At 51.4% G+C, this 17943-nt stretch carries 20 protein-coding genes; 15 read left to right on the top strand and 5 right to left on the bottom strand.

The features are described 5' to 3' along the window. Window positions 1-74: 74 nt before the first annotated feature. The gene (locus tag L1D47_RS08205) at window positions 75-611 is read right to left on the bottom strand and encodes a phosphoglycerate mutase family protein (protein WP_239883959.1); all 537 of its coding nucleotides are present in this window, start codon (window positions 609-611) and stop codon (window positions 75-77) included. Between the two features lie 153 nt (window positions 612-764). On the opposite strand from L1D47_RS08205, the gene L1D47_RS08200 reads away from it, so the two are divergent. The 3 genes from L1D47_RS08200 to L1D47_RS08190 all read left to right on the top strand — a co-directional run bounded on the left by L1D47_RS08200 (window position 765) and on the right by L1D47_RS08190 (window position 3163). Continuing rightward, window positions 765-1346 carry a DUF5610 domain-containing protein gene (locus L1D47_RS08200; protein WP_239883957.1) on the top strand — a complete coding sequence of 194 codons (582 nt, stop codon included), beginning with the start codon at window positions 765-767 and terminating at the stop codon, window positions 1344-1346. A gap of 466 nt (window positions 1347-1812) precedes the next feature. Next, window positions 1813-2553, top strand: a complete 741-nt coding sequence (locus L1D47_RS08195) for a ferredoxin--NADP reductase (protein ID WP_041510197.1) — start codon at window positions 1813-1815, stop codon at window positions 2551-2553. A 10-nt stretch (window positions 2554-2563) separates the two neighbouring features. Then, complete coding sequence (locus L1D47_RS08190) at window positions 2564-3163, top strand: glutathione S-transferase N-terminal domain-containing protein (protein ID WP_239883955.1); 600 nt, start codon at window positions 2564-2566, stop codon at window positions 3161-3163. A gap of 42 nt (window positions 3164-3205) precedes the next feature. On the opposite strand, the gene L1D47_RS08185 is transcribed toward L1D47_RS08190, so the two are convergent. Continuing rightward, complete coding sequence (locus tag L1D47_RS08185) at window positions 3206-3676, bottom strand: hypothetical protein (protein ID WP_239883952.1); 471 nt, start codon at window positions 3674-3676, stop codon at window positions 3206-3208. Window positions 3677-3846: 170 nt separating this feature from the next. Between L1D47_RS08185 and L1D47_RS08180 the strand changes: the two genes are divergently transcribed. From L1D47_RS08180 to L1D47_RS08165, 4 genes are all read left to right on the top strand, one after another. Continuing rightward, window positions 3847-4854 (top strand): Fe(3+) ABC transporter substrate-binding protein, encoded by a 1008-nt coding sequence (locus L1D47_RS08180; protein ID WP_041510198.1) that lies wholly within the window; start codon window positions 3847-3849, stop codon window positions 4852-4854. A 158-nt stretch (window positions 4855-5012) separates the two neighbouring features. Continuing rightward, window positions 5013-6644, top strand: coding sequence for an iron ABC transporter permease (locus L1D47_RS08175; protein ID WP_239883950.1), 1632 nt, complete (start codon window positions 5013-5015; stop codon window positions 6642-6644). Window position 6645: 1 nt separating this feature from the next. Beyond that, a complete protein-coding gene (locus L1D47_RS08170) occupies window positions 6646-7674 on the top strand; it encodes an ABC transporter ATP-binding protein (RefSeq protein ID WP_239883948.1) in 1029 nt (342 codons plus the stop codon). A 187-nt stretch (window positions 7675-7861) separates the two neighbouring features. After that, on the top strand, window positions 7862-8806 hold the full coding sequence (locus tag L1D47_RS08165; protein WP_239883945.1) for a Dyp-type peroxidase: 945 nt from the start codon (window positions 7862-7864) through the stop codon (window positions 8804-8806). Between the two features lie 826 nt (window positions 8807-9632). On the opposite strand, the gene L1D47_RS08160 is transcribed toward L1D47_RS08165, so the two are convergent. Together L1D47_RS08160 and argR are read right to left on the bottom strand one after the other, a co-directional pair. Further along, complete coding sequence (locus L1D47_RS08160) at window positions 9633-10091, bottom strand: cupin domain-containing protein (protein WP_239883943.1); 459 nt, start codon at window positions 10089-10091, stop codon at window positions 9633-9635. Window positions 10092-10322: 231 nt separating this feature from the next. Next, window positions 10323-10793, bottom strand: a complete 471-nt coding sequence (gene argR, locus L1D47_RS08155; RefSeq protein ID WP_041510202.1) for a transcriptional regulator ArgR — start codon at window positions 10791-10793, stop codon at window positions 10323-10325. Between the two features lie 318 nt (window positions 10794-11111). On the opposite strand from argR, the gene mdh reads away from it, so the two are divergent. After that, window positions 11112-12047, top strand: a complete 936-nt coding sequence (mdh, locus tag L1D47_RS08150) for a malate dehydrogenase (protein ID WP_011864673.1) — start codon at window positions 11112-11114, stop codon at window positions 12045-12047. Between the two features lie 271 nt (window positions 12048-12318). Here mdh and ispB read toward each other — a convergent pair whose 3' ends face one another. Then, a complete protein-coding gene (gene ispB, locus L1D47_RS08145) occupies window positions 12319-13290 on the bottom strand; it encodes an octaprenyl diphosphate synthase (protein WP_239883941.1) in 972 nt (323 codons plus the stop codon). 275 nt (window positions 13291-13565) lie between these two features. Here ispB and rplU point away from each other — a divergent pair, with 275 nt between their 5' ends. From rplU to L1D47_RS08110, 7 genes are all read left to right on the top strand, one after another. Next, window positions 13566-13877, top strand: coding sequence for a 50S ribosomal protein L21 (gene rplU, locus L1D47_RS08140; RefSeq protein WP_011864675.1), 312 nt, complete (start codon window positions 13566-13568; stop codon window positions 13875-13877). Window positions 13878-13892: 15 nt separating this feature from the next. After that, window positions 13893-14147, top strand: a complete 255-nt coding sequence (gene rpmA, locus L1D47_RS08135; protein ID WP_011864676.1) for a 50S ribosomal protein L27 — start codon at window positions 13893-13895, stop codon at window positions 14145-14147. Window positions 14148-14363: 216 nt separating this feature from the next. Continuing rightward, window positions 14364-15527 carry an Obg family GTPase CgtA gene (cgtA, locus tag L1D47_RS08130; protein ID WP_041510204.1) on the top strand — a complete coding sequence of 388 codons (1164 nt, stop codon included), beginning with the start codon at window positions 14364-14366 and terminating at the stop codon, window positions 15525-15527. Between the two features lie 35 nt (window positions 15528-15562). Further along, on the top strand, window positions 15563-16324 hold the full coding sequence (locus L1D47_RS08125) for a threonine/serine exporter family protein (RefSeq protein ID WP_041510205.1): 762 nt from the start codon (window positions 15563-15565) through the stop codon (window positions 16322-16324). Beyond that, window positions 16321-16791, top strand: coding sequence for a threonine/serine exporter family protein (locus L1D47_RS08120; protein WP_041510206.1), 471 nt, complete (start codon window positions 16321-16323; stop codon window positions 16789-16791). The genes L1D47_RS08125 and L1D47_RS08120 overlap by 4 nt, the downstream gene beginning before the upstream one ends. A 40-nt stretch (window positions 16792-16831) precedes the next feature. Beyond that, a complete protein-coding gene (gene folA, locus L1D47_RS08115) occupies window positions 16832-17314 on the top strand; it encodes a type 3 dihydrofolate reductase (RefSeq protein ID WP_239883940.1) in 483 nt (160 codons plus the stop codon). A gap of 86 nt (window positions 17315-17400) precedes the next feature. Next, window positions 17401-17793, top strand: a complete 393-nt coding sequence (locus tag L1D47_RS08110; protein ID WP_041510208.1) for a DUF3718 domain-containing protein — start codon at window positions 17401-17403, stop codon at window positions 17791-17793. Window positions 17794-17943: the final 150 nt, after the last annotated feature.

The following is a 17943-nucleotide window of genomic DNA, read 5'->3' as shown; positions in this document are numbered from 1 at the left end:
TGCTAATCCATATATCACTAATGTAATCAAGTTTAGTCTATAAAGCTAGCGCTATCTAGACTAATGTCTAATCCTTATTGGGTATTGCTTGAACTTGCACCATATTGGGTTTTTATCAGACTACTTGGGCCATCTTGGTGCAGGGAAAGGATAAATAAATTGTCATATTCATCCTCTCCCAATTGAGGTATCTCTGGTCCTCTCAGTGCCTTGATGATCAGTGGTACGGTATTGGAATGCCCCGCAATGACCACATTGCCTTCCTGCGCCATGACGCTATCGACGATAGCCGCTATATGCTTGTCCATCTCCCTGCCCGCGTCGATAACGATCAGTGGAATCCCTTTCGCGGCGATAAGCGGCGCCAAAGTTTCCTGAGTGCGCTTAAATTGTGTCGATATGGCCAGGGTGAGTGGGGTATCGGCCAGGCTCTCTACCAAGGCTTGTGCCCTTAACTTGCCCGCGTCATTCAGGCTAGGGTCGCGACCTTGAGTGGCCTTTTCCCCATGACGTACCAGAATCACAGTCTTACTGGTAATCGCCGCATTGGCCTGGGCTATAGGCAGGTAACCTAATAGGGCCAGAAGCCCAAAGCTGATGAGTCGTAACATAAGCATCCCTATCTGTCTTAATGAGTTGGCTAGCATATCCTATTTCGCTGAGTATGCCGATGACAGATTAATTGAGCCTTAGGGCTAAAGTTGTTTATAAAATGGACGATAATTAAAGCTGAGGGTTAATTTAATTTGGTGAGTGAGGCGATTATGGAGATTCAAAATCACGGCGGAGCCGTATCTGCGGCGGCGCATAACAAGACAGATTCGACGACTAACCATGGTCAGCAAGTCTCCGAAGTGGCTAAGAACAAGACGGCCCTGGCGGCCAGTAAACAGTTGATGAATACGGCGATCCTGGAAGCGCAGCAAGATGTGAACCTGAGCGCAGGCAATGAGCCCATGCAGCTGCTCTACAAGGCGGCAATCGAGGCGATCAATGAGGAGCTGGCGCCCACTATGGGGGAGCACGCCATTGAGACGGCTGTGGCTCAAGGGGTCGATACCTCGCCAGAGGCGACGGCCGAGCGCATCGTCAGCTTTGCCACTCAGTTTTTTGCCATACACCAGGAGCAAAACAGTGGCATGTCGTTCGATGAACAGTTGAGCTCCTTCATGGACATTATCAGCGGGGCGATAGACCAAGGTTTCGATGAGGCCAAAGATATCCTCTCTGGGCTCAAGGTGCTTGAAGGGGACATTGAGGCTGGGGTCGACAAGACCTACGGCCTGGTACAGGAAGGGCTGCAGGCATTCAGAGACAGTTTCAATCAGGAGCCTGAGCAAGAATAGCGTCTCTTTCGATACCATTTGTCTAGGGCCTGTTGATCTTTGCCGTTTGTTTTTGCAGCAGTTTGAAGGTGATTTATACAAGGCAGAGCCTGTGTCGTGTAGTCTTCTACACAAACTGGCGATAACACCGTAGAAATGGCCTACAAACGCTGCCCAACGGGTTCATCTAAACGCGCGCTGCACTTTATGAAAGGCTTCCTGCCTTTCACCGCAGGCGGTCAGCGACGCTGTTAGAAATCGTTCCAGACGATTTCTTTGTTGTTCGCCATTCACATAGAGTAACTATGCTTCATGGCTCTCGCCTCGCGCAAAACGCGTTTAGATTGAACAAAAATTAAACTTGAAAGATCAACAAGCCCTAGGATAAACCCCTTCATATAAGGGTTTTTTTGTTGTCTTGACTCGGATAGAAAATCTATGAATCATGGGAGTATCAGTGTCGATTGATGCCAGCAGAGGTGGCGATATGTGGGGAGAGGCAAAGGTTGTAGAGCGGATTGACTGGAGCGATCAGTTATTTACCTTGAAGCTGTCGGCGGATATCGGCGAGTTTATTGCTGGGCAATTTATCAAGTTGTCGTTGCATATCGACGATAAACGTGTCGCCCGGGCCTATTCTTTGGTCAATGCGCCCGATGCGCCGCTGCTCGAGGTGCTGGCAGTGAGTGTTGACGACGGGCTGCTTTCGCCTAAGCTCCAGGCCTTAGGGCCGGGGGATAGCGTCGATATCTCTACCAAGGCGGCGGGTTTCATGACGCTGGATGAGCTCCCTGAGCAGGGCAAACATCTGTGGTTTTTTGCCACGGGCACAGCTGTGGGCCCCTTTATCTCCATGATGAGAACCGCCGAGCCCTGGCAGAGGTTTGAGCGGGTGATCTTAGTATATGGGGTGAGGTATCAAGACGATCTCGCCTATTTTCAGGAGCTTAAATCGTTCGAGGCGCAATACCCTGAGCAGTTTACCTTGGTCACTTCAGTGACCCGAGAGCCGGTGGAAGGGGCGCTGAGTTGCCGCATCACCCAAGGGGTAGAGAGCGGCGTGATAGAGCAGCAGGTTGGCCTCAGCCTAAGCGCACAAGATTCACAGGTGATGATCTGTGGTCATCCCGAGATGATAAAAGAACTCAATACCCTGTTACAGTCCCGTGGCCTAGCTAAAAATCTTCGCCGCGCGCCAGGACAGATCACCGTCGAGAAATATTGGTAGAGGAAGCGAGATGCAATTACTGTTTTCTGACGCATCACCCTACGCAAGAACCGTGCGTGTCGTCATCGCACAGTTTGCCATCAGGGGGATCGAGCCGGTAGCGGTGAACCCATTGGACAATACCGAGCTACTGCTAGATGCCAACCCCCTGGCCAAGATCCCCTGTTTGTTGTTAAACGATGGCGGCGCCTTGTATGACAGCGAGGTGATCCTGCGCTACCTAGACCATGAATATTGTGGTGGTGAGCTGTTTGGTCAGCCTGGTGATTCTTGGTATGGCGAGACTCAATACTCCCTGATCAAGGGGTTGCTCGACAGTGCGGTGGCATTAAGGCAGGAGCAGATGCGGGACGATGAAGGATTGCGTAGCCCGTTCTGGACGGCGAGATTCGAGCAAGCCTTACTCAGGGGGCTGGCACAGATAGAGCTGATGGCCATTTCTGGGCACAGCAAGTTGTCGTTGCAGCAGATTTGTCTCGCCTGCCTGTTAGAGTATATGGATTTTCGACATCCTGACCTGGATTGGCGTAAGGTGGCGCCCGCCACGGCCAGATGGCTACAGACTTTCTCTATGAGCGCGGCCATGTTAACCACGCGTCCCCGCACCTAGCCTTTGCCTAGCATCAGGCCGTTTGCATTTGGGGCTCTGCCTCTAGTGGCGGGTATCGGTAAGGCGCCGTCCCTTTGCCGGTTGATTGCGTCGATTGGGCTCGCCGAAAACGCCATAGAGCTCGCTGGTCACGCCAAAGTCGACCCGCCTGTCCTCGGTTTGTCCTCTTCTGTCTTCATGATGTAGATATCGACAGTGACACTCGGCCTCGTTGCAGTCAGGGAGGGGGAGTGTCGGCGCGTCTTTGGAGAGAAAACGTTTATCTTTTAGTTTCTTCGCGCTGTCACACACACCTTTGTCGTTGACAATCTCGACGCAGTGATAAGGGTGACTAGTGCTCTGAGCATGGATTGGAGTATGGGGAACTTCTTCGCTGATCGTACTGGTGCCGGGACTTGCCTGAGTCATGGCGGCTCTGCGGGCTCGGCGGACTCGTCCCCGAGTAAATCTATGTTTAAAGAGGAACAGAAGCAGAATGACGGCAAGCATCAGCGCGAGAATTTCCAGTAGCATATAAGATCCTTTTATTGGCCGAGTCCTTTGAGTCTAGTCAGCGAGGCATTTTTGGTCAAAATGAGCGGCCTCGCAAATTTTGACCAATCTGGCTTGCCGTTTCATGCCAGATTGATTACCCTTGTCGCAATTGATAATTATTATCATTAACTTTAGCGCGGAGTATCTGCATGAGATTCATGAAACGTTTGGCTGTTTTGGGTTTTGCTTGTGTCACTTCAATGGCCAATGCGGCCGATAGCATCACGGTTTATTCCTATCGACAGGCTTTCCTTATCGATCCTATTCTGGCTGACTTTACCAAGGAGACAGGGATCAAGGTTAATCTGGTGTTTGCCAAGCAGGGCATCGCCGAACGCATCGCCCGAGAGGGGCGTCTGTCACCGGCGGACCTTGTGCTCACCTCAGATTTTTCCCGTTTGATGGAGCTGGCTGACAAGGGGCTTGTGGCCTCGGTCGACAGCGAGACCTTGCAGCAGAACATTCCTGCCAATCTTCGTTCGCCCGATGGCGATTGGTTTGCCCTCACCAAGCGTGTGAGAAACATCTATTCCTCTAAAGAGCGACTCGGCCCGCTGGATATCGATTATGAAGATCTGGCGGATCCTAAGTTTAAGGGTAAGATCTGTACCCGTAGTGGCAAGCATCCCTACAACATCTCTCTGGTCGCGTCGATGATCGCCCATCATGGCGAGGCGGATACCAAGACCTGGCTAGAAGGCGTTAAGGCAAATCTTGCTCGCAAGCCTCAGGGCAATGACAGGGCGCAGGTGAAGGCAGTCAAGGAAGGCTTATGCGACATCGCCATAGGTAACAGCTACTACCTGGGTAAGATGCTGCAAGACCCCAAGCAGGTACCTTGGGCCGAGGCGGTTAACATCAACTTCCCGAATCAGAAAAATCGCGGCGCTCACATCAATGTCTCTGGTATGGCCTTGGCTAAGTATGCCCCAGAGCGCGAGAACGCTATCAAGCTGATGGAATATCTCTCGGGTCAACAGGCGCAGCAGACCTACGCCGAACTCAACATGGAATACCCGGTTAAGTTGGACGTAAAGCCGTCAAAGCTGGTGGCATCCTGGGGAGACTACAAGGCCGATGAGCTGCCTATCCACAAGCTGGCGGAATTTCACGGCGCGGCGGTGAAGTTGCTCGACCAGGTGAAGTTTGATCTCTAAATCGAGCTCGGATACTCACCAGTTGATAGCCTTCCCTCGGGAAGGCTATCTTGTTTTTATGCCAGATGGGTCATCATTCAACTAATAATCGTTTGCGTTTAAGCTTAGATTTAAGTTGGTCACCGATAATGTCCTGACTCGATCTATTGAGATTTTCTATGATTTTAGGCTTCCCCAAATCTTGGTCCACCCTGAGTTATCTGACCGCCATCTGCTTTGCCTTACCCTTGGGGGCCATCTGCATACAGGCGCTGGTGCCGGACCAAGCCGTGTTCGGTCACCTGATGCAAACTGTGTTGCCTACCTATATTTTCAACACCTTGGCCTTGATGTTGTTTGTCAGCCTGGGGGCCTTGCTGATCGCCGTGCCTGCCGCCTGGTGTGTGGCCCGCTGTGATTTTCCTGGGCGCAACTGGTTTCAGTGGGCGCTGCTGTTGCCCTTAGCCATGCCCGCCTATGTGGTGGCCTATGTCTATACGGATCTGCTGGACTATGCCGGGCCTGTGCAGGGCTGGCTGAGGCAGGTCAATGGCTGGCAGTCGCCCATGGATTACTACTTTCCCGATGTGCGCACCTTAGGCGGCGCGTCTGTGATGCTGGCGCTGGTATTGTTTCCCTATATCTATCTTCTGGCGCGCACCGCATTTATGGAGCAGTCGCCTAGCCTGCTGCATGCCTCCCGAGTGATGGGGGCCGGCCCCTGGCGCAGTTTTTGGCGCCTTAACCTGCCTATGGCGAGGCCGGCCTTGGCGGTGGGAGCGGCTCTTGTGGCGATGGAGACGGCTGCCGATTTTGCCACCGTCAGCTACTTTGCCGTGCCCACGCTAACGACGGCGGTCTACGATACCTGGCTGGGCTACGGCAGTCTGGCGGCGGCCGCTAAGTTGTCTGCCATCATCCTGTTGGTGGTCTTCTGTCTGATCGGCGCCGAGCGTTTTGCCCGGCGTAAGCAGCAGCTGTTTCAGAAACAGACACCAATCACCTCCCATGAAAGATACGCGCTATCGGGGAGTAAGGCGTGGCTGGCCAGTGGTTATTGCGCGGTGCTGCTCTTATTGGCCTTCGGCCTTCCCGTATGGGTATTGCTGGGGTACGCCTGGGATTACTTTGAGGTGAGTTGGAATCAGGACTTCTGGCAATACAGTTTGAACAGTCTGACGATCGCCCTGGTGGTTAGCCTGATCACCGTGATGTTTGCCTTGCTGTTGATGTTTGTCCGGCGCTGTAGCCCAAGGAAAATCGACATGTTGCCCTCGCGCCTGGCCTCTACCGGATATGCCCTGCCTGGCACAGTGCTGGCTATCGGTGTCTTAGTGCCCCTCAGCTACCTGGATTTTGCGGTAAATGATCTCTATGGCTATTTTGAGCTGAATGGGCCGGGACTTATCTTCAGCGGTACCCTGTTTGTGTTAATTTTTGCCTTCGCCATACGCTTTGCAGCCATTGCCATCGGCAGCATAGAAAACAGTTATAAACAGATCAGCCCCTCGCTGGATATGGCGTCTGTGACCATGGGGATGAGGCCTGGGAGCATACTCACACGGATCCACCTGCCATTGCTGCGTAGCGGTATCTTTGCCGCCATCCTGCTGGTGTTTATCGAGTGTATGAAGGAGCTACCGGCGGCATTACTACTCAGGCCCGTCGGCTTTGAAAATCTTGCCACCTATGTCTATCAGTTTGTCTCAGATGAGCAGCTTGAGCAGGGGGCCCTGGGGGCCATAGTGATCGTCTTGGTAGGCCTGGTTCCACTCATCTATCTCAATCGCTCTCTGGAGCAAGGTAACTAAAATGTCGACTCTTACCATAGAACAAGTGCATAGCGATTATCAGGGCCAGGCGATACTGAAAGGCTTAGATCTCGTGTTGCATCAGGGGGAAATAGCCGCCCTGCTCGGGCCCAGTGGCTGTGGCAAGACCACGCTACTCAAGGCGATAGCCGGATTACAGCCTATCTCTCAGGGACGCATCAGTATCAATGGCCGACTATTGTCTGGTCCGGATGTTTTTGTGCCCAGCGAGCAGCGTGAGGTCGGCATGATCTTTCAAGATTACGCCCTGTTTCCTCACCTGACCGTAGCCGAGAACATACTTTTTGGTGTCAAAGGGTTGAGTAAGTCTGATAGGCAGTCGCGGCTCAGTGAGATGCTGGCGCTGGTTAAGCTGGAAGGCCTAGGTGGGCGTTATCCCCACGAGCTCTCCGGTGGTCAGCAACAGCGGGTGTCGACTGCCCGGGCACTCGCCTATGAGCCGGAGCTGCTGCTACTCGATGAGCCCTTTTCCAATATCGATGCTAAGGTGCGCGGTGAGATGATGGTGGAGATCCGCGAGATCTTAAAACAGCGCGGGGTCAGTGCTGTGTTCGTGACCCATAGTAAGGATGAGGCCTTCGTCTTTGCCGACAAGCTGGCGCTGTTTAAAGAGGGGGCTATCGCGCAATATGGTGATGCCGAGGCCCTCTATGCCTTGCCAGCCGACAAGTATGTGGCGGAATTTCTCGGTCAGGTGAATTATCTCAGCTGTGAGGTGAGTGCGCGTAATAGGCTAGATACCTTGCTGGGCGAGGTGCAAAGCAGCAGTGACTTGGACAAGGCCAAAGGCTATCGCGGAGAGCTCTTGCTGCGCCCAGAGCAGCTGCAGATAGCAGAGGATGAGCGAGGGGAGGGCACCATCATAGCGCGGCGCTTCCTCGGTAACCTCTGCCACTACAGTATCTTGATTGGCGAGGAGGTATTGGCGGTGCGATCGCCTTTGCATCATTTCACAGAGGGGCAGAATGTTGCCTTGTCGGTGACGCCTCATCCGGCGGTATTGTTCTAAACTGGGCTGATGTAACACTTTTGTGAAGCGCATTTACGTCTTGCTATGGTTGCCAACTTAAAAAAAAGTTAATCTAGCCATTAAATGACGTTTCGCTTTAACGGTTTGTGGGTTGTGTAATACTAATTATCGCTAAAGTTTCGGATAATAGCGCCGAAATTGAGACTGACGAAGGGTAGGTTTATTTATGGATAATCTGGTTATGCCACGTGAACAGCTGGGTGTGTGTGCCGAAGGAAATTTACATAGTGTGTATCTGATGTTCAACGCCAATGATGGCGTCGAGTCTCAGCTGCGCCCCTGCGTCGCCAATGTCGCTCAGTATATCTATGAACTGGCCGACCAGTATGCCGACAGTGCCTTCAACGGCTTCGTGGCCATAGGTGCTAACTATTGGGATAGCCTCTATGGCGAGCGCAGACCTTCAGAGCTCAAGCCTTTCCCGGCCATGCATGCCGACAATCGCGATGCCCCGGCCCATGAGTATGATCTCTTCGTACATCTGCGCTGCGATCGCTACGACATCCTGCATCTGGTGGCTAACGAGGTGTGTCAGATGTTTGAAGATCTCGTCGAGTTGGTGGACGAGGAGCGAGGATTCCAGTTTATGGATACCCGAGATCTGACCGGATTTGTCGACGGCACTGAGAACCCCAAGGGACGTCATCGCCAGGATGTGGCTCTGGTGGGAGAAGAAGATGAATACTTCCGAGGCGGCAGCTATATCCATGTGCAGAAGTTCGCCCATAACCTCAGCAAGTGGAATCGCCTGCCACAGAAGAAGCAGGAAGATATCATAGGCCGCACTAAGATAGACAATATCGAGTATGCCTCCGAGGACAAGCCGCTTACCAGTCATATCAAGCGGGTTAACCTGAAAGATGCCGACGGCAAGTCGATGGAGATCCTGCGTCAGAGTATGCCTTACGGTTCGATGAAAGAGCAGGGGCTGATGTTTATTTCCGTCTGTCGCAACTCGGTGAATTTCGAGAAGATGCTACACAGCATGATCCATGGTGACAGCGAGGGAAATCACGATCACCTGATGCACTTTACTCAGGCGCTGACCGGATCGGCATTCTTTGCCCCTTCGCTGGATTTTATGGAGCGCGAAGCCGATATCGAGAGCTAGGACCTAGGGCCTGTTGACCTTTTGAGAACAAATTTTGTTCTAAGGAAGGTGCGAATAAGTCCCGTGCTTGCTCTGCGTGTGCTTAAAGTGGATAGATGCTAGGCACAGTTTGCAGCGAATGGCCCTAGTCCTTCGCAAGAACTGTAACGCAGCAAATACCGCTGTAAGCCTCGCCCTGCGGGGCTTTGATAGCAACACCATTTCGGCGTTATTCAACTTCAGCAGGCCTCGGCATGCCCTCAGTTGAATGCCTTGAACTGTCGCTGCTATCAAAGCCAGAGCTGTGCTGCTTGCTCTGCGTGTGCTTAAAGTGGATAGATGCTAGGCACAGTTTGCAGCGAATGGCCCTAGTCCTTCGCAAGAACTGTAACGCAGCAAATACCGCTGTAAGCCTCGCCCTGCGGGGCTTTGATAGCAACACCATTTCGGCGTTATTCAACTTCAGCAGGCCTCGGCATGCCCTCAGTTGAATGCCTTGAACTGTCGCTGCTATCAAAGCCAGAGCTGTGCGACGACTTGTTCGCACCTTCCCTAACTGAGCATGTTCAAAGCGTGGTATGAGGCTTGAAGTATAGTTATTCTATATAAAAGCCGAGTAATAAAGAGTTGAACGTGTTCAAGACGAACCCTGCGGGCAGCGTCTGTATCATTTTTCTACTGCGTTATCGCTCATTGATGTAGCACACCACATTACAATCGCTCTGCCTTGTATAAAAGCGATACAGAATACTGTAAAAATGAACGCGAAAGATAAACAGACCCTAGCTACTAACCCAACAAAAAACACACCCTAAGGTGTGTTTTTTTATGCTCGCTTACAAGCGGATTAGCGGTCTGGGTCCCAATAGTTGGTCGGCCGCTTGGCATACACCTCGTCGATGGAGCGCACCTGTACCTTATTATGCTCTGGATACACCACCACATCGTGGGGATCACGATTGCCCAACACCATAAACAGAAAGTCAGCATCTGACTCGTTTTTTAAGGTATGGGAAATACCTGAGTTGGCGGTAAAACAGATATAGTCGCCCTGTTTAAAGGGATGCGGCTCGCCGTCGATATACAGGGTGGCTTCGCCTTGCAGCGCGTAGAAGTGCTCCTCTTCCTTGGTATGATAGTGGGCGACGGAGGAGAGTTTACCGGGTTCCAGTCGTTCCATGGTGACACCTATCTGCTGGCAACCGGCGGCATCGCCGATATGCTTCTGATGACTGGCGTATTGGTCTGAGTGTTGCCAAGATTCCCAGCAAAGGTTGTCGATATTGATTATCTTATTGTTATTCATCTCAGGTCCTTAACCATCGGGTGACAGAGGGGATGGTTTGGCATCAGTGTATCCTATCGTATATACAGTATTCAATTTGAGCGTAAATAAAAAAAGACACCCTTTGGCGTTAACAGCGCAAAGGGTGTCTCTATATCTATTCCCGAGGTTTTCGCCGAGGAGTATGACTTGGGCCAAGCTCGAGCGTGGATTAATCGGCGAATAACGAGCCGGCGGACTTAATCGGTGGATTTAGTCGGCATAGTTAAACAGCGACTTGACCGTCTCAAGTGTCTTGTCCACTTCCTGAATGTTGGAAGGGCAGATAAAGATAGTATCGTCACCGGCGATGGTGCCCAGTATACCTTCGGGCTTGCCGATAGAGTCCAGCAGTCTGGCGATCAGCTGCGCCGCGCCTGGGCTGGTTCTGACCACTATCATAGATTGGTTATGGTCGACGTCCAGTACTAGGTTCTTCAGCGGGCTGCCAGCCGTCGGGACCCCAAGTTCGGCGGGCAGGCAGTAGACCATCTCTTGCTTGGCGTTGCGGGTGCGCACCGCGCCAAACTTGCTCAGCATACGAGAGACTTTGGATTGGTTAATGTTGTTGAAGCCCTCAGCTTGCAGGGCATTGACTATCTCGCTCTGGGAGCCAAAACGCTCCTCTTTCAAGATAGCCTTAAAGGTCTTTACAAGTTCGTCTTGATTTTTATTGGCTTGCATATCGAATTATTCTTATATTCAAAAAACTGGCTTATTTTGAATATTTTTGCGCCATTAGTCAAGCGTTATTCGGATTGCGTGAATAAAAATTCAGGTTTGTGGGATGGGTTTTGTGGCGGTCTTGTGACGTAGCATCGCGGGCAAGGCCGGGCAGTATACCTTATATCTGTTGTAAATGGCAGCTGACTGGGGCAATTCGAAATTATCTGGTCACACGACTAAGGGATAATTGAATTTTTACCGTGATTCCAGTAATGTTGCGCCATCGGTAAATCTAGATCTATATCACATAATATCCAAGAATTAACGGAGATAACTATGAAAGTTGCTGTACTTGGTGCCGCCGGTGGTATTGGCCAGGCTCTTGCCCTACTACTCAAAACTCAATTGCCTGCTGGTTCAAAACTATCCCTTTATGATATCGCGCCAGTAACCCCAGGTGTTGCTGTTGACCTAAGCCACATCCCTACTGCGGTAGAAGTAAAGGGTTTTGCGGGTGAAGATCCAACGCCAGCACTGGAAGGTGCCGACGTGGTACTTATCTCTGCTGGTGTTGCGCGTAAGCCAGGCATGGATCGTTCAGATCTATTCAACATCAACGCGGGTATCGTGAGAAACCTGGTTGAGAAGTGTGCCGCAACTTGCCCTAAGGCACTGATCGGTATCATCACTAACCCAGTTAACACCACTGTGGCCATCGCTGCCGAAGTATTGAAGGCAGCCGGTGTATATGACAAGAACCGTCTGTTCGGTGTGACCACTCTTGATGTGATCCGCTCTGAAACTTTCGTTGCCGAAGCGAAGGGCTTGAATGTTGCCGACGTTAAGGTCAATGTTATTGGTGGGCACAGTGGCGTGACCATCCTGCCATTACTGTCTCAAATCGAAGGCGTAAGCTTCTCTGATGAAGAAGTGGCGGCTCTGACAACTCGTATCCAGAACGCGGGTACCGAAGTGGTTGAAGCTAAGGCGGGTGGCGGTAGCGCGACTCTGTCTATGGGTCAGGCGGCATGTCGTTTCGGTCTGTCACTGGTTCGTGGCCTACAGGGTGAAGCTAACGTTGTTGAATGTGCCTATGTTGACGGTGGCAGCGAGCATGCCGACTTCTTTGCACAGCCTGTACTACTGGGTAAGAACGGTATCGAGCAGGTACTTGCCTATGGTGAGGTTAGCGAGTTCGAAGCCAACGCACGCGACGCTATGCTAGACACGCTGAAAGCCGATATCACACTGGGTGTAGACTTTGTTAAGTAAGGCACTGTGTGAGTAAGGTTTAGTCCTGAATAAAAAAATGGAGCCAATCGGCTCCATTTTTTATGGGTAATGTTTAATACCAATCGTAATAGATAATTGATCATGCTAGCTTGTTAAAACGCTCGATAACTGTATTAGCAATTTTTAATTGTAGAATAACTACTTATCTAAAAATTCTGCTTTGTTCTTAAGCGTTTTTCCTGCGCTATTTCTGATCACATACTTACTGTGATTGGTATAACTCGTCATTACAAATCGACTAACTAGTTCGTTAGTGATTACGCGCCACGGCGATTTTCGCCAGCGATATCAGGGCCTGCTTATAGTCGCTATCGGCAAGCGGATCTAACGCGCGTATGGCCTTCTCTGCTTCTTCCAGAGCCCGTTTCTCTGTGTAGCTGAGGGCACCACATTGATCCAGGGCCTTTAATATGGTGTCGATATGTTCTGTGCCGTCGCCCTTCTCAATGGCATCGCGGATCAGCTGACGCTCTACCTCGTTACCGTTGGCGATGGCGTAGATCAGCGGCAGGGTGGGTTTACCCTCGGCGAGATCGTCACCTATATTCTTGCCCAGCGCCTCTGTATCGGCTGTATAGTCCAGCAGGTCATCGGTCAGCTGGAAGGCGGTACCAAGGTACTTACCATAGTCGGCCAGGGCGGTCTGAACCTCTATGCTACTATCGGCCAGCACCCCTGCCAGACGGGTGGCGGCTTCAAATAGCTTGGCTGTCTTGCAGTAGATGACGCGCATATAGCTCTCTTCACTGGTGTCCGGGTCGTTACAGTTCATCAGCTGTAGGACCTCACCTTCGGCGAGCACGTTGGTGGTGTCGGCCAGTACTTCCAGCACCAGCATGTTCTTCAGCTCAGTCATCATCTGGAATGAGCGGGTATAGAGGAAGTCACCTACCAGTACGCTGGCACTGTTACCAAAGAGGGCGTTAGCCGTCTCGCGGCCACGTCTAAGCATGGACTCGTCGACGACATCGTCGTGTAGCAAGGAGGCGGTATGAATAAATTCGACGATTGCCGCCAACTTGACATGCGCTTCACCTTCATAGGCGATGGCGCGGGCGGCCAGAATAGACAGTAGCGGGCGCATGCGTTTACCGCCGCCGTTGATGATGTAGAATCCGAGTTGATTAATAAGGGCGACATCCGATTCCAACTGCTTATAGATAAGTTGGTCGACGGCTTTCATATCAGCGTCTGCCAGCTGACGAATGGCATTCAAATCCATATAATGGCTCTACTTTGAGGGTTGTAAGGTAATTCAGACAGCCCAAATTAAGGCGAAAATGTTATAATTATTAGATTCTACCTAAAAAAGCCTCGCCTGACAGTAGCAGAAGAGTATTGTGCGAGTAATTCCGATCTTTTTTTGATCAAAGTGAATTAGGACTTGTCAGCCAGGCGAACTTAGCGTAAACTCCGCGACCATTGTCATTAAAGCTTTTATAGCACCCAGCCAAACATAAAGGGTCTGCGTGCTAGAAATATCGGAGTAAAATAGCTATGTACGCTGTTTTTCAAAGTGGTGGTAAGCAACACCGTGTTGCTGAAGGCCATACTGTACGTCTAGAAAAATTAGAAGTTGCTACAGGCGAAACTATCGAATTCGACCAAGTTCTTTTGGTTGCCGATGGTGAAACTGTACACGTTGGTGCACCTTTAGTTGAAGGTGGTAAGGTTGTTGCTGAGGTTATCAGCCATGGCCGTGGCGAGAAGGTAACTATCGTTAAGTTCCGTCGTCGTAAGCACCACGACAAGAAGATGGGCCACCGTCAGTGGTTCACCGAAGTTAAAATTACAGCTATCAACGCTTAATAAGGGGTCTAACTAATGGCACATAAAAAAGCTGGCGGTTCTACTCGTAACGGCCGCGATTCAGAAAGCAAACGTCTTGGTGTTAAGCGTTTCGGTGGTGAATCAGTTCTAGCTGGTAACATCATCGTTCGTCAACGTGGTACTAAGTTCCACGCAGGTGTTAACGTAGGTATCGGTCGTGACCATACTCTATTTGCACTAACTGACGGTAAAGTTAAGTTCGAAGTTAAAGGTCCTAAGAACCGCAAGTTCATTAGCATCGAAGCTTAATACTTAGCTACCCAAGCTAGTTTCTAAAGCCCTGCCTCTGGTGGGGCTTTATTGTTTATGAAGAATCATTACTGGTGAATGAGCCTGTATATCGCTCCAGCACCAGTCCAATATTGCCTCTGCCACTTTTGAGCTGGGGTAGTTGCATCATTGTTTTTTGGCGGTAAGTTTCGATAGGCAGTATAATCGGTCTATTGTTTGGCGCCTGGAGTTGGTATGAAGTTTGTCGATGAAGCCGTGATCAGAGTCGAAGCTGGTGATGGCGGTAGTGGATGCGTTAGTTTTCGACGCGAGAAGTATGTGCCTGATGGCGGCCCGGATGGCGGTGACGGTGGTGATGGCGGCAGTGTCTATCTGCAGGCCGATGAAAACCTCAACACCCTGATCGATTACCGTTTCGAGCGCTTTCATTTTGCCGAGCGCGGCGAGAATGGCCGTGGTCGTGACTGTACCGGTCATGGCGGTAAAGACCTTATTCTTAAGGTGCCCGTAGGGACTCGTGCCGTCGATGAAGAAACCCAGGAAGCCTTGGGCGATCTTAAGACCCATGGTCAGAAGCTGTTGGTCGCCAAGGGCGGTTTCCACGGCCTGGGGAATACCCGCTTTAAGAGCAGTACCAACCGTGCACCGCGTCAGAAGACACTGGGTACACCGGGTGAGGTGCGCAGCCTGAGACTCGAGCTGATGCTGTTGGCGGACGTGGGTCTGCTGGGTATGCCAAACGCCGGTAAGTCGACTTTCATTCGCTCCGTTTCTCGCGCCAAGCCGAAGGTGGCCGATTATCCTTTTACCACCCTGGTACCTAACCTGGGTGTGGTGACGCCAAGACATGGTCAGAGCTTCGTGATTGCCGATATTCCGGGTCTGATCGAAGGCGCAGCCGAAGGGGCCGGCCTGGGGATTCGCTTCCTCAAGCACCTCGAGCGTTGCCGCGTGCTGCTGCATATCTTAGATATCGAGCCTATCGACGGCACAGATCCTGTCGACAGTGCCCGCGCCATCGTGGGTGAGCTGGAGAAGCATTCACCTCTGCTGGCCAGTAAGCCGCGTTGGTTGGTGTTTAACAAGACAGATCTGCTGCTCGAAGAGGAGCTGCAAGAACGTGTCGATCGCATCGTCAAAGAGCTGGATTGGCAGGGCGAGGTCTACTGTATTTCGGCCTACAACCGTGAAGGCACCCAGGAGCTTGCACTCAAGCTGATGGACTTTATCGATTCGCTGCCTGCTGAGGTCGAGGAAGATCCCGATGCCGAGGTCGAGTTCAAGTGGGACAACTATCATCAGAAGACCCAGGAAGTGGTCAACGAAGACTATGATGATGACTTCGACGATGACTTCGATGATGATGACTATGATGTCGAAATCATCTATCAAAGGTAAGTTTATTAAGCTACCCCTTTCATTCTGAGAGAATAGTGTACGCCGATACTCAAAATGATATTACCCGGCAAGTTGTCCGGGTTGCTCAACTCTTGCTAGCCTATGGTGCTGAGTCTGACCTCGTCGAAGAGATCAGCCAGCGCCTGGGTAAGGCATTAGGTCTCGCCAGCGTCGAGATCTCTATCTCCTCTAACTCCCTGGTGCTGACCAGCCTGGTCCACGGTCGCTGTATTACCACTACCCGGCGCATTCGTGAACATGGCATCAACATGACTGTCATCTGCGAGCTTCAGCGTATCTGCCTGCTGACCGAGAAGGGGATCTACGGCCTCAATGAGGTACGCAAGCGTGTCTCTAGGATTCAGCCTAAGAGTTATCCCAAGCGCTATCTGGTGCCCATGATAGGCCTCTCCTGTGGCAGTTTCTGTCATCTGTTTGGCGGCGATACCATGGCGGTGTTGATCACCATATTAGCCTCCTCGGTCGGTATGTCTGTGCGTCTGGCGATAGCCAAGCATCATTTTAATCTGCTGGTTAACTTTGCCGTGACCGCCTTTATCACCACATTGGTAGCACAGATGGGCTACCACCTGCAGCTGACCGATACGCCTAAGCTGCCTATGGCGGCCAGCGTGCTGATGTTAGTGCCGGGCTTTCCCATGATTAACGCCATTTCGGATATGGTAAAAGGCCATCTTAACGTGGGGATCTCCCGTTGGGGGCATGCCACCCTGTTGACCGTCTCATCCGTCATAGGGATCACCATCGCCATGCAACTGGGAGGACTCTTCCTATGATGGAGCTCCTGCTTAAGCTGCTCAATGACGCCGCTTTCTCGGCGGTTCCGGCCGTGGGATTCGCCATGGTTTTCAATGTCCCCAGACGTTTCTTGCCATACTGCGCCCTCGCCGGCGCCTTGGGTCACAGCCTGCGTACTCTGCTGTTGCATTTCGGCATGCCGATCGAGTGGTGCACCTTTGCCGCGGCCGCCTTGGTGGGCGTGTTGACCATAGGCTTTGCGAAGAAGCATCTGGCACCGCCTCTGATGTACGCCGTAGCGGCGATCATTCCTATGATCCCGGGCACCTATGCCTACAACACAGTGATCGCCCTGGTGCAGCTGTCTGCCCAGTCAGAGGTAAGCCCTGAGCTGACCGCCGAGGTGATCAGCAATGGCTTGAAGACCATCTTTATATTAGGGGCGTTATCTGTCGGACTCGCCATGCCTAGTCTGCTCTATTTTCGTACCCGCCCAGTGATCTAATTCTTAACCCTAGAAACGGCATAAGACCGTTGGAGAGCCCATGAAAATAGCGATGATTGCCGCGATGGCAAATAACCGGGTTATCGGCAAAGATAATCAGATGCCTTGGCATCTGCCTGAAGACTTACGCCACTTTAAACAGATGACCCTAGGCAAGCCTGTGGTCATGGGCCGCAAGACCTTCGAATCCATCGGCAGGCCCTTGCCGGGTCGTCACAACCTGGTGGTGAGCCGCCAGGCGGATCTGGTTATCGAGGGGGTGACCTGTGTGACCTCTTTTGAGCAGGCCAAGGAGTTGGTGCAAGACTGTGAGGAGTTGGTGGTGATCGGCGGCGGTCAGCTGTATGCCGAGCTCTTACCTCAAGCGGATTGCTTGTATCTGACCGAGATCAATCTCGATGTCGAGGGGGATACCCATTTCCCTGAGTGGGACGATGGCAGTTGGCAGATCCTCGATAGTGAATCTCACACAAATGATAAAGGTTTGGAATATCGCTTTATCAATTTGGTAAAAAAATGTTAACTTATGGTGTTACCCCGAGTTGTCTTTAGACTAGCGCTTTGACGATAGTTTATTGAAAAAAATAATAAATATTATAGGAGTACCCGATGCGTTTTTTACCGACTACGTTAGCTGTGGTAATTGCAGCCTCTGTTTATACTGTTCCTGCACCGGTTCAAGCCAACGATCAACTCGTTGCCAACATCTGCAACTATGTTCAGGCCGATGATAAAAACCGTTTACGTAAGAAATTGAAGGAAGCGCGCGTTAAGCTACGTAACGTGTATCAAGGGGTGAGCTGTAACGGTGACAGCCTGCTGCGTTTTGCCATGAAGAGCGGCGCCAACGACGTGGGTGAGTTTATGACTAAGCGTCTGTCCACCGAAGAGTTGAGCGTGAAGGAAGCCGATGGTTTGACCGTGGTTGAGTGGGCCGAGGGTAATGGTCACGGCGGCAGTCCTATTACTGCTGCAGTCAAGGATCGCCTCGCGGGTAACTAATCTATTAAAGCGCTTTTAGCTGGGCATTAAAAAACCGGACATTAAGTCCGGTTTTTTTGTGTCTATTTGAAGGCGGCTCTTAAACTATGGTGCATAAACCACAGTAGATAAACCGCGATAGATAAACCGCGATAGATAAACCTATAGGGC

The sequence above is a fragment of the Shewanella sp. Isolate7 genome (assembly GCF_022398425.1).
Classification (GTDB): domain Bacteria; phylum Pseudomonadota; class Gammaproteobacteria; order Enterobacterales; family Shewanellaceae; genus Shewanella.
This window is presented reverse-complemented; position numbering and strand designations above follow the sequence as displayed.